Raw genomic sequence first — 12,775 nt, forward strand, 5'->3', positions numbered from 1 at the left:
TTGTAATTAATATTGTTAGGAGGTATTTAAATATGGAGAAAGTGTTAGCATTGTTTAGTGATGCCCTCCTACTTGCTGCTCCAATTTATGAAGAAAACAAGCAGTTATGGGCCAAATGGAATAAATATTATAAAGAAGTACAAGAGAATCACGATAAATTAGTAACATCAGCTAATATGTCCCCTTCCTTTTCGACGCTGGTTTCTTGGTTAGGTCAGAAACAAGAGCAAGGAATATCGTTATTAAACATTTATGCCAATCTGAATAAATATAAAATTGAGATTCAAAATGTACTAGATAAGATCATTGAACAAGAATTCGGAGGAAAAGTTGAAGCAGTTGAACCAACTCAAATTTCAATTTTTGAAGATAGTCAGGTAACAGAACATATAGAAGATATATCTGATGATTACTATCCTGTAACCAATGACGCAATGTACTATCAATTACGTGATGGAATAGCAAAAAATCATTTTGAGGAAGATGAAGCAGTAGCAAAACCGGTACTGCCATTAGAAACAAAAAATTCAAGCGGAGTTGCACAACTATCTTCACATAAGGATGAGGATTTGAGATTAGTGAATACAAACGAAGCAGAAAGATGGTCTATATTAGTTGATGGAGTAATTAGTAATATGGATGATCTTACAGCAGACTGTTTGGATACCATTACAATACAATGGTTAAATCAAGCTAAATCTCCAGATGAATTCATAGATTTTAGTTATGAAAATGTGTTGGAATTATGTAATATGCCGAAAGCCTCAGCAAACGGTGTAGAGTATTATCGTGCAGAAGATAAGATAAAAGTAGCACAACGTATTGCAGCGTTAGCAAGCATCTTTATTTATTTGAATGATGATAATGAAGTTGTAGTATTGAACGATCAAGCTGAAACTGGGGAAAAATTTGAAGTGAAACGTGAAGTAATCAAAAGGTTATTCGTACTGGACTCTGTAGTGTTATGGAGAGATAAGAATACTAATGAATATATGGGGATAGAATCCTGTAAGATTAAACCAGGTAGTTTTTTATCAGGCTATTTGTATGGATCTAATAGCACAACTGCTTTATTATCGAAAAAAGCATTAGAGTATAATAGCTATAGACACAAGTTTCATAAACGTTTAATACGTTATTTATCCTGGCAGTGGCGAATCCGTCAACAATACAGTACTTTAAAAAGACCATACTCCATTGGTGGAGAAAAAGGTTTACTATCTGTAATGGGTATTACAACCACAAAGGGTCGCCCAACTCGAATTCGTGAACAACTAGAAAATGTTTTAATTGATTTAGAAAAAGAAAATGTAATTTCACATTGGGCGTATGCAGAGGAATTGGATGAAACAAAGATAGGAGAACGTAATTGGTTTAAGAATTACTATTCAAAATTAGGAATCATTATCTTACCACCAAAAGAATTGATGAATAATATAGATAGTATGGTAAAGAAAAAAGCAATAGGTATGCAAGAGAATCCGGAGGACCATTATATTGCAGAGACTGTAAAACAAACTCCTGAAGGATCAGAAGATATGATACGAGAAAAAATTATGTATCAGCATATGCATCAAAATAAAACAATGCGTGAAATAGCTGATGAAATAGGTCTATCCCCTGCTACGCTATCAAGATTCTGTAATAACAAAATGAAGCGTATTTCAAAAAGTGTTAATGAAAAACTAAACAAGTGGTATGAAAGACAAATGATTATAGAGTCAATGTAAAGAGAAGCAGATACCTTTTAAAAATGGAGAGGTACCTGCTTCTTTTTAATTTGTTCATATTCTGCCTGTATTAATCCATAAACGCGCTCGATTGTTCGGTGGATACCATGTGTCCTTTTGTACATAATAAGATTTGCAAATATTAAAGTCAGGAGGGTTTGTATGCAACAGGATAAAAAAGATATAGAAACGTCTGGTTCTATTATGAAACCAAATTTTGCAGAAACTGATGCGCAAAAAGTGAAACAAGAAATTCAAAATGATGTAAGGGAAGGACAAGGAGCAATGACTTCCCGAGAAGCAGGTGCAATGCGGGATTAAGAAAACACTCCTTACTGTTTTTTATTTAGTGAAAGTTTTAACCAGTAAGGAGATTTCCTATTATCTGCTTTTGTTTCTAAAAAAATTGTTTTTACTTTGATATAAAGTTTATTTCATGTAAGTATCCCTCATTAGAAATAATCTATATTTTGTTTGATTTCTGTAAAAAGAAGTTTAACTTGTTGTGATATAAACAATTCCAAAAGTGTCTATTGTAGTTATCATCATTAATTAATATGTTATTATCAAGCTCGACTAATTTGTTCTTCAAATTATGAAAAGTCTTTATTAGATCACAATCTTTGTAGTGCCCCTGCCCTATTAGCTGAACCCAATACTTTTTAAAGCAATTGAAGCAGGAATGCATTTTCTCTATAGAAGAATTAACAAAATATCTTTCTACTCTTTCTGTAATTTCATGCTCTAGCTCATATATCTCGCCTGTGGGCTGGTAGATAGTAATTAGATTACCTGAATCCATATTACTCCCAATAACAAGGTATGGTTTAAACTTCTCTAAACTCGCTAAAAACGCTTCTGTATATTCTTTATCCAATATTGATAAAGAAAAATCATTTTGTTTTGTCCATTCCACTACATCTAAAAGAAAACCATTAGAATAGGTGTAAAATTCAATATTGAGACATTCAAATTCATTTTCTTTAATTTGATGATTAAGTAAAAAATGCTTACCATCAATGGGTAAATTTAATTTGTCTATTTCCAATGTCCTTTCTCCCCCTTATTATTTAATCCATGTTCTCCTTCAACACAAACTCAATTAAATTTTAGCATAAAGGAATGATCCCCTTAGTGAAAGTTACATATGAAATAATAAAAAGGTATGAGTTTACGACCCACACCTTTTTATCAGTAGAAATATTCGTTATTTGCTTAGTGCATCAATCATGATCAATGTCACCTTCGATATATTGACTGAGTTTATCCTTAATTGCCGCACTTTCTGGAGTTACTTCTGCTACTTTACGATTGTGAAGACGAGAGCCACCTTCCATTTCATCTAAAGGTAATGTATTTTCATCTTCTTGAGGAACAGTAGCAGCCATTTGTTGCTGTAACCATTGCATTGTTAAGTTAGATGTTGTATTTTTACCATTGATTTCTGCGGTTCGTTGAATTTCATGTTCTTGCTGATTATGAGTTACAATCGATGTGTAAGCTGGCTCTCTATATTGTGGTGTATGCTTCGCCCTTGGCACTTCTATTGAGGTTTCAGTAATAACTGATGCTTTTTTGTTAATTTCAATAGGTTCTCTATGTTTACTTTTGTCTGGTATATTTTCTTTTTTAACATTTATTACTTCATTAATTTTTGCGGGTTCTGTTGTAGTAGAAGTAGCAATTGATGCCGTAGCGTCCTCCTTTTTTAGCTTAGAAGCGGAATTTCTTGAGTAATCTTGCACAGACTGATTATTTGCTAACTCACCTTCACTGTCATTATCATCGTCATTATTATAAAAATCGTAAGTATCAGGGTTTAACGTTTGTAACCAACCTTCGATTGCAGTAGGTGCTGTTTTAGGTGTACTCAATTCCTCAATTATAGTTTCTTCACTATCAATATCTGTATCTGTGACATAATCATCATATTTAATTTCCGTATTCAATGACTCTTCACGAATTTTTAACCAATAAGCAGCTGCTTCTGCATCAACTTGAATCTTAGCTGTTTTAAACTCAGAGGCAGGAACAAAGTTAGCATTTACTTGTATTCCTCCTTGTGGAGCATTATCTTTTACAATTTTAGCCGCACACTGGAATGCTTTTTGAATTAAGATATCATTTTCAGAAAGAATGGGTACCTCTAGTTTCGAATAAGAGTAGGATGTTCTTCGTGTACTTTGAGTTTTCGTTTCTGCAGTTACCATATCAATTTCTTGATCACCTTCACGTGCCTCATAAATTGTTTTCGTACCCATTAGCTTACTAAACAATTTAGCATCTTCATTTGTAACATCACCATAAACAAGTTTATTACGAAATGTTCCTAACAGGATATCCATGAATCTTGGGCCATGTTCAATTGCTAATTGACTAATGGTTTGTGCAATAACAATTAAAGGTGCTTTATATTTACGTGATTGAGCAGGAAAACTTTTAAATGCTTTATAAATGTAATCCGCAAACTCATCGACTAAAACCGGATGATAAGGAGATACGTTAGGTTTACGACGGAAAACAGCGTTCTGTACGGCATATAAACACAATTTACCGAATACATCAGATAAATCAGAAAGTTCACCTTTCGCTGTATTGACTAACAGAATACCTCCAAATTCCAAATGCTTCTCAAAATCAAAATCCGATGGACCACATAAAACACGTCGGAGCAGAGGTTGAGCAGAAATATCATTTAATGTGTTTCGCAAACCGCGAACAAAGGTTTCTTGTTTATCAATTATCTTGGGTTGACCATAGTATTTCCCTTCAGTATGATAAACAACTTCCCCTCCCCCACGGCCACCAGAAATTTCAGGAATATAATTTAATTCAAACCATTCATCAACTTGTTTCATTATGCGGAAATGGTTTCGTTCATCCCTATCTGGAATGGATTCAATATCATTTGGAAGTCGTTCTTTTAATTTGAGATGCATCTCAAACACGAGATTAGCATCATTATACATATCAATTAAATGCTCAAATCTAGCTTCAAAATTAGAATCATGGAGTTTTAACAAATAAATATGTTGTTTAAGATGGGAACGCTCAGATTGAACGAAAAACGGATTTCCTGCGCCATTATCAGAGAGACCCGTTAATACTGAACATAACATCTCAGCAACCTTATCAACTGGACCACGTACAAAATTTATTGAAGGGGTATCAGGATTTGTTGGGTCTAAATAGAAAATAACACTTTCGGGAATCTTGTGTGCTAATACCAATTTATATACTTTTTCGCAGAAGTCATTAGATGGCTCGATAACTGTAAGACCATTAACCTGCGTTCCTTTTACATCCTCTGAATGATAATCTTTTCTTGCATATAAGGTTTTAAAGTTATTAATCATTGAAGCCATATAGTCAAGAATTTGATTGGCAATTGGCAAACCTAGTGCAGCTGATTTCCCTGTACCAATGTTACCGATGATCATTATATTAAGCGTTAGAGACTTGCCCTGTATAACTGCCATTTCCCGTGTAGCACTGTTAGGACCAAGAAATATATCAGGTTCTGGCAATTTTGATGGATTTTTTTCAGTGAAAAATTTGTGTAATGAAGTAGCAAGTTTCCGTTGACGATCATCATTCAAAAAGGAAAGCATCCAACCAGGTATTTTAAATACGTATTCCCATTTTCTGAATTCATCTATAAGCTCTTTTTTATGTTCATAAAAAATCTTAAAGAGCCATAAGAGTACGAGAATAATAATAATTACAGGTATAGCAAATACAAGGTGCATGATATTACTAAAATTTGAAAGTATAGTATCCTCTAATCCTTTGTCATTTAGTGAAACCTCTCCAGCTTTCGAATGTAAGAATGGAATAAATATCTTAGCTAATGGAACACTAAACGCCCATAAGTACTGGGCAACTATACCAATTAACATCATCGAGAAAATAAACCATCGACGCTTTATCTCCTGATAGGTCTTAACTTTGGTTGATAGTTTCCAAGTATAAATTAAAATCCAAAAGCTAAAAAAGGTTTCAATGTAATAATTAGTTTCAAACGGATTACCGAAGATACTTAAAGTAGGTAATGGAGCCCCCATTTGTATGAACCAGAAAGAAGCGTATTTATAAATTCCTCTAAAAGCAAAATACCAAGCTAGCAGAAGTAGTAATGTCACAACATAGTAAGATGAGCGGGCTGCTAAACGATATTTCCAGCTTTTTGTAATGTCGATTGTCACTATATAGGGATTTTTTTTGCTTTTTTCGGTTTTTGGATCCTCCCCATTACCTGGTGCATTATTGAGTTCAGCATTCTTTTGAACTGCATTCTCCAAATTCTTGTTTCACCCTCTCTTTTAACGAATAAAAAGCAGCGGTGAAATTAAGCAATTCAGCAGAAGTAGCCAATAATATATTCTCTGGTGCTATGGAATTGTGATACAGATCAGTAAAAATGGCTTGCTGCCCATGCTCTAATTCATCCGCTTCATATATCCCTAAAATTTTAATTGGATTGAGTGTTCGGTGTTGATTTTGCATGGCCAACAATCCTGATAATTTCTGTAATTTAAAGTGTGTGTTAACCTCCCCTACCTTAAGTATTGTTAATATACATAATATTTCTAAGTAATCTAAAGATTTTTTTTCTTCATAAGGTGCTTTTTTTCGTAATACCAAAATGTCATCAGTTAGCTCAAGTAGTTTAGAATGCTGAATCCCTTTCGTTTGCATTTCGTTTTTATTAGATATCCACTCTACCGAATAAGGGAAAGAAGAATTTATGTTCAAACGTTCAGTGATCTTTTTGAACAGATGACTTTTGCTTAAACTATTAATTTCGCGAATTTCTTGAAGAATATTGTTTATTACAAGTTCTGATCCACCCATATTGCATACGTAAACATGTAGGTTATTCACTACACTTAAACGTGGTATATTGCTGAAAGCCTTTTTTAAATTTGTTACACGTGTAGTTCTTTTTTTGTAAGTAGAAATTGTGTGATAAGAATCATCGATTACTGAAAATAACACGTAAAACCGTTTAGACGGATTAGAAGCAGCGATATCAAGATATTTTTTTAGTTTGTTTTCTAGAAATGGAATGTTTTCTGTTCCTGTATCAACTTCAATATTGATAATAGAATCGTTACATGTAAGAACCCAATCAGGAATGATTAATGGGTTTCCCTTTGAGTCCGGATAAAACTCTTTAGATGGACGAAATGAATAAACGAGTTGAGGTAAATCTTGTTGGAAGGAAACGGGTTGAAGTTCTGGCTGAAACATTTCGCGATACTCTTCATCTTCGTATAAGAAGTAAACATCATTTGAATCGGAATACATTAGGTTGGGTAAATGTAAATTTTGCTTCACAATTGAGTTTAATGGAAAAAGATAATCGCCATTACCACCTACAATTGCACCGGTATATTCATTTTTGGATTCTGCTTCAAGTAGATTTTGCACAAATTGTGTAATAGCTATATTGTGTTCATATTGTCTTTTGGTAACAAACGAGGTATTGCAATCAGTAATTAATTTTAAACGATGTAATATTTCTGCTCCTTTTGAAGATATAGAAACGAAATCCAATGTAAAGCCGCGCTTTTTTCTCACACTTATATTTTCTTTTTTTATTAATTTCATTTTTGCCCACTTTGTTAACTTGGATGAAAATGTGGTTCGACTTATAGGTCCCCCACTTATCAATTCGTAAAATTTTCGTAATTGAATTTGAGATACTGTTCGTTGTTCATATAAAAATAAGACTGTAAAAATGTCAGAACGATTAAAATAAACTCCACGGTCATTCTCTCCGACGATATATTTAACGGCATGATCAAATGATTTTTTCAATTTAAAACACTCCCTTGATATGGAAATAATATACGGGAATCTGCATAAAATCGGGTGCGATTGTCATGAAATGAAAGTAATAAATGTTGGATAAATTAAGCAGTTCAGTACATAAAAATGATTAGTGTATATTTTAACTGAAATTTGCAAAAAAGTAACCCATTATCCCATATGGACTCTCGGTTTAAAAAACACATATTATTTCGTCAGGTGTGGGTAATTAAAATCAATGATATCAAGTGGGAATTTACTATTAGAGTTCGTCATTTGTACTTCGACATAGATAAAAGAACATATGACGAACTCTAATGATGAAAAAAGGGTTCGTCATATGTATCTCGTCATATATGTGTAGAGTAGCAAAAATAAATAAAATGTACAGTGAATATTCTTTTGCATAGATGATATTAAGTATTAAACAAAATTGTATTTAATTCTGTAGAGCTATTTGTTTATCAGAAGGAAAAATCACATCATAAAAGAAATAAGTAAATAAACATAATAAAGTAAATGAAAATTGTGTATATTTCATATTTTGCATGTTACAATCTAATTTAAGGGGTGAAAAAATGCGGAATTTGAACACAGAATATGAGCTAATAAAAACAATTATACAAAGTGAATTTGAAACAGACGTTCTTTATAATATGGTAACTAACACATTAAATAATGAATATGAGATAATTCCATTACAGTTTGCTGCTCTAGATCCTTATAAAATCTACAATACTTCACAAGTTAGTAGACTATTGAGACTGAAACCTAATAAATTAAGGTATTTAATTAACAGATACGGTGAATACATCCAGTTAATAAAAAAAGGAACTAAATATGTTATTTCATTTAAAGCTGTATATAAGATTTATTTAGTACATCTATGTTTAACAAAGAAATTAATTAGTTTATCAGAGTTTAATCGCTTTATGGCTTTACATGTGAGTTATAGTGATTATATTGATATGAAATTGACAAGTTATACTGACAAGTTTGTAGAACTTAATTTTAGAGAAAAACAAATGAATGAAAATGAATCACAATTTTATGTGTTATTTCTACGAATCTCAAAAATAACTACGGAATTAATAAAAGAAATAACGAAATATAACATGACATTGACATCCCCTTTCCTTTCTGTAGACAACCAACAGAAAAATGAGTTATTGAAAAAGAAGCAGGATCATAAAGATCTGTTTAATAAACTAAGTGTTTTATATAAAACTATATAGTTAAAAGAGTAATACTTAAGAAGTATTACTCTTTTTTATAGGTTTATATACACGTTTTATTGATAAGTCTTTCATATAAGACCTTTAAATAGGGCGTGTAATAAATCGTGGTAATATTCTATTGACATGAAATTAATATAAAAGCATATAAATCCTTTAATAATAAGTGTTTATTTATACGTCTTATATATAGTTTGTATATATAAGACGTATAAATGAAATAACCATGATAATAGTAGGTTATTTTAGGAGTATTATATATTGGAATTATAATTCTAGATAAAAATATACATAAATACTGCACTCATATTTATAATTTAATAGTTATTGTTAGTTATATGAAACCTCATATTAACATGTTTTATTTACTGCTTATATAAACGACTTTCATGTACGTCTTATATATTTAACATTGATATATATAACATTGCTTCGATTTTACATTTTGTAAATATTATATAAGTCTTGTATATAACAACTTAATATAAGACTTATATATAATGACTTGATATACGTCTTACAATGATGTAATATATTTTTAGGAATAATTAACCAACGTTTTAAGGGGGGGACAACTTGAACGAGGTATTAAGTGAAAAATATAAACAAAACAAATTCACTGAAGAAGTTGTGGAAATGTTTGCAGACATTATTGAAGAAGACGAAATACTCTACAATGTATTTCATTACATAGGGTCACAAGTAAACAAACAATACCAAGAGACAAAGTATATGAGAGGAATCTCAATAAATGAAATAGTAGAAAGTGTTGTTATTGATAGGAGAGTAAAGAAACCTAAGGGTAAATCCTATTCATTAGAACTTGAAAGAACTAACATTTCAAGAAGATCGGCAGAAGGTAGTGTTGCTACTTTAGCTTCAATGTCATTAATAACAGAAAAAATTATGCATCCGTATAAGTTTTTAATTTCAACTATTAGGGGACAACAAGTATTAGTTGAATTAGGGAAACGTAAAAAAAGTAATGAGAATAAGGGAGAGATAAAATAATGGCAAAAAACTTTCTGAAAAACGAAGTAGCTGTGAAAATGACTATGGTTGGTTTTGGTCAAGCTGGAACTAGAATGGTAGATAAATTTGCTGAGTATAAGCATACAGACGGTACAGCAGTTTATAATTGTCTAGCATTGAATAGTAATGATGGAGATTTAGCTGAACTGAAAAATGTGCCGAAAAGTAACCAAGTTTCACTAAAATTAGGTGGTTTAGGTAAGAATCCTGAGCGTGCTGTAAAGGTCTTAGAATCTAATGAAGAAGCTAAAGATAAACTAAAAGAATTTATAACGGAACGTGTTAGACCAACTGATGAATTAGTACTATTTTTTGCTGGTTTAGGTGGTGGTACAGGTACATCTACAATTATTCAAGCAATTGAAGAATTCTCCGCTTTTCATAATAAACCTGTAATTGCTGAAGAACTTAAAAGTATGGCAATGAAAATTCCTAGAGAAGAATTAATAAAAAATCAACAAAAGTATGCAAGAATTGCTTTCAATAATGCTATTGAGCGTAAAGATTTTATTAAAATGGGTATTGTGGTTACACTTCCAGTTAGAGCAGATGGGCCGGATGTACTAAGACAGGTAAATAAATTCTCACAAGAAATTTGGAAGTTAGCTAATGATCCAGCCAAAGGCGTTGCATTTGTTGTATTTGCAGATAACCAACATTTCTATGATGAGTTTAAAGGATTAAACGAGAATGAGAAAAAAGGCATTGGAAACTCACGAGACTATGCAAATCAGCGTATTGGAGATATTATTCATGAGTTAAACACAGCTGCAAATGGTTCAGGAACATCAGTAATTCTAGATTCTCAGGACTTTAAACGAATTTTACTAGAAAGAACAGGCTGTTTAGTCATTAATAAGGTTTCACGTAATATGAATCAAATTGAAAACAGTAAAGAAATTGTAGATATGTTCTCAGAATCATTGAAAGGAAGCTCATTCCATCACCCTATTGACCTGATGAAGACAAATGAAAATGGAGATTTAGAGGCATCGAAGGTGCATCATTTTGGTATGTTAGCAATTTTAGATGAACAGAAGAACATTGATGATTCATTTATGGATGATGCAAAAGTAGAAGTGACAAATAAACTACCAATCAATGGAACTGTTTTTAATGGTTATTTAGTGAGTAAAAATGATTTTATGGGCAGCGTGTATACTTTCTATAAGACAGATGCACTACCATCACGTTTATCTAAAGGATTAGTTGAAGAATATAATGAATTTAAAGAAAAACAAAGTCAAATTCAATATACAAAGTCTCAAATTAATACTATTGAAGCGCAAGACTCGGATGATGATTTCAATATTAACTTTGGTGATTACTTTGAATTAGAACCAGTTAAAGATGAAGAATCACAAGCGCAAAATGATGAAGAATTAGCGGCATTTATGGATCCAGATAAGATGTTCGGAACTAAATAAAAAATAAGCCTGGAATCTTCCAGGCTTATTTTTCTATTTTCATTACATTTTTCATGTATTCAATCATGTTCTCATCAATATAGTTTTCTATGAAAAGTTGTTTTCTCGCAAGATCTTCTTCTTTTTTAAACCAACCAACTTTTTTTATACGAGTTTCTTCTGGCTGTGTATTCCACTCGTTTTCAGCTTGTTTTCTTAACTCTGTACGCGCTCTATGCTGAATAATTATATTATCTAGTCTTTCTTGTCTTTGGCGCTCTTTTAACTTTTCAGGGTCTTCTGGTTCAGGTAGCACTGCACGTATAGCCTCTTCAAACTTTCCTTGATACTCTAATTCAATGTTTTGTAAATGCATTTGAATCTTTTGCTCTACTATTTTTTCAATAGTCGCTGCAGCTTCCTGCATGTTTAATTGGGTTGAGACTTCACTGGTTTGATTTTCTGGAGAAACTGGTCTTAGTTCAAATTGATGTGGTAAAAGCTCAATAATTGCATCTAGCGACCACTTTTCATCCCTCTTTAGCTTGATAAATAAAGCTATGTCTAAATCCAGTGTATTATATAGCTTTTCATTTGTATTATTGGTTCTTAATGTTCCGTGTAACCCCTTTTCCTCTAGGATATTGAACCAATTGTATACAGTGTTATGATGTCGGCCTACTAGTTTTGAAAACTCTGTTATTCGCCAAGCTTTTTCAAAAGTATCTTCATGACTAGAGTTTGTATTATTGGACTCCATATGTTCATTTGTATTTTTGTTATCTTGTTCAATCATCGTTATACCTCCTTGAAATATAATGGCCATAGCAAAATGTAATTAACATATAAAGTGAGATTAACATGTTAAGTGTCTTTCGGCGATATAAACCTCAATACCTTTATTAATTGACATTCACATGAAATGTGTAATTGATATATATAAAGTATCACTTGTTAACATAAAGTTGATAAATCAGGCTTTTGAATTAACTATTGTTAATGTCCTATTAATAATCCGTTAGTTATTAATGATTATTGTTGCTATGAAATTAACGAATTAGTCTACAATATACTAATGATAAGAAAATATTAGTGATTTGTAAATAAATTATGAGGATATAGCATTAAACTTAAAGACTTAAAAGCTAAAAAGCATGTATAAATCTAAAGAGAAAAGTCCATACTAATAGTAAATAAAGGCCTATATTTATTATAATTTATGATACCCGGTAGTAGAAAAACAAGAACTGTATAGCTAATTGGTTTCAGTAGGTCTTTAGAATGCACGTAAAGGCTATTATAGGTTATTGAAGTATTTTTATGTGGTTTAATATAAACTTACTTTTTTAAGGGGTATCACCCTTTACAAGTGATCTCTATATAATCAAAATGGATTTATACAATTGTTATTTTTAAATCGTAAGTAATAAAAAGCGATTCATTATTTTTTATTACTATTAAAATGTTTTCAAGAATGATATCTTCCGCAGTTTATGCAGTGAATTTTACTATAGAAAAAAGTCCTTTAATAGATGTAGAATCTAAAACTCTATCTGTA

Annotated in this window: 9 protein-coding genes; 5 read left to right on the forward strand and 4 right to left on the reverse strand. The window is 31.6% G+C overall.

Annotated elements, in window-relative coordinates:
- The first annotated feature begins 32 nt into the window (after positions 1–32).
- On the forward strand, positions 33–1,730 hold the full coding sequence (locus ACTFR3_RS28430; RefSeq protein ID WP_097814507.1) for a helix-turn-helix domain-containing protein: 1,698 nt from the start codon (positions 33–35) through the stop codon (positions 1,728–1,730).
- A 162-nt stretch (positions 1,731–1,892) separates the two neighbouring features.
- Positions 1,893–2,051 carry a hypothetical protein gene (locus ACTFR3_RS28435; protein ID WP_001183576.1) on the forward strand — a complete coding sequence of 53 codons (159 nt, stop codon included), beginning with the start codon at positions 1,893–1,895 and terminating at the stop codon, positions 2,049–2,051.
- Between the two features lie 142 nt (positions 2,052–2,193).
- Here ACTFR3_RS28435 and ACTFR3_RS28440 read toward each other — a convergent pair whose 3' ends face one another.
- The 3 genes from ACTFR3_RS28440 to ACTFR3_RS28450 all read right to left on the reverse strand — a co-directional run bounded on the left by ACTFR3_RS28440 (position 2,194) and on the right by ACTFR3_RS28450 (position 7,553).
- Positions 2,194–2,778, reverse strand: a complete 585-nt coding sequence (locus ACTFR3_RS28440; RefSeq protein WP_440045082.1) for a hypothetical protein — start codon at positions 2,776–2,778, stop codon at positions 2,194–2,196.
- Positions 2,779–2,953: 175 nt separating this feature from the next.
- The gene (locus tag ACTFR3_RS28445) at positions 2,954–6,031 is read right to left on the reverse strand and encodes a type IV secretory system conjugative DNA transfer family protein (protein ID WP_440045083.1); all 3,078 of its coding nucleotides are present in this window, start codon (positions 6,029–6,031) and stop codon (positions 2,954–2,956) included.
- Complete coding sequence (locus tag ACTFR3_RS28450; RefSeq protein ID WP_440045084.1) at positions 6,003–7,553, reverse strand: replication-relaxation family protein; 1,551 nt, start codon at positions 7,551–7,553, stop codon at positions 6,003–6,005. Before ACTFR3_RS28450 ends, ACTFR3_RS28445 begins: the two co-directional genes overlap by 29 nt.
- 539 nt (positions 7,554–8,092) lie before the next feature.
- Between ACTFR3_RS28450 and ACTFR3_RS28455 the strand changes: the two genes are divergently transcribed.
- The 3 genes from ACTFR3_RS28455 (at position 8,093) to ACTFR3_RS28465 (ending at position 11,238) form a co-directional block, all read left to right on the forward strand.
- On the forward strand, positions 8,093–8,779 hold the full coding sequence (locus ACTFR3_RS28455; RefSeq protein WP_440045085.1) for a hypothetical protein: 687 nt from the start codon (positions 8,093–8,095) through the stop codon (positions 8,777–8,779).
- A 576-nt stretch (positions 8,780–9,355) separates the two neighbouring features.
- A complete protein-coding gene (locus tag ACTFR3_RS28460; RefSeq protein WP_001006720.1) occupies positions 9,356–9,790 on the forward strand; it encodes a hypothetical protein in 435 nt (144 codons plus the stop codon).
- The gene (locus tag ACTFR3_RS28465; RefSeq protein WP_048538512.1) at positions 9,790–11,238 is read left to right on the forward strand and encodes a cell division protein FtsZ; all 1,449 of its coding nucleotides are present in this window, start codon (positions 9,790–9,792) and stop codon (positions 11,236–11,238) included. The genes ACTFR3_RS28460 and ACTFR3_RS28465 overlap by 1 nt, the downstream gene beginning before the upstream one ends.
- Positions 11,239–11,263: 25 nt before the next feature.
- Here the strand turns inward: ACTFR3_RS28465 and ACTFR3_RS28470 are convergent, their stop codons facing one another.
- The gene (locus tag ACTFR3_RS28470) at positions 11,264–12,013 is read right to left on the reverse strand and encodes a MerR family transcriptional regulator (RefSeq protein ID WP_000572414.1); all 750 of its coding nucleotides are present in this window, start codon (positions 12,011–12,013) and stop codon (positions 11,264–11,266) included.
- Positions 12,014–12,775 lie beyond the last annotated feature (762 nt).

Origin of the sequence: Bacillus cereus group sp. MYBK14-1 (assembly GCF_051916885.1) — a bacterium.
In the GTDB taxonomy this organism is placed as follows: Bacteria; Bacillota; Bacilli; order Bacillales; family Bacillaceae_G; genus Bacillus_A; species Bacillus_A cereus.

Bases quoted from the DNA above. Each gene is read 5' to 3' on its own strand.
- ACTFR3_RS28430 (WP_097814507.1), top strand. From the start codon at position 33: ATGGAGAAAGTGTTAGCATTGTTTAGTGATGCCCTCCTACTTGCTGCT.
- ACTFR3_RS28435 (WP_001183576.1), top strand. From the start codon at position 1,893: ATGCAACAGGATAAAAAAGATATAGAAACGTCTGGTTCTATTATGAAA.
- ACTFR3_RS28470 (WP_000572414.1), bottom strand. From the start codon at position 12,013: ATGATTGAACAAGATAACAAAAATACAAATGAACATATGGAGTCCAAT.
- ACTFR3_RS28455 (WP_440045085.1), top strand. From the start codon at position 8,093: ATGTTACAATCTAATTTAAGGGGTGAAAAAATGCGGAATTTGAACACA.
- ACTFR3_RS28465 (WP_048538512.1), top strand. From the start codon at position 9,790: ATGGCAAAAAACTTTCTGAAAAACGAAGTAGCTGTGAAAATGACTATG.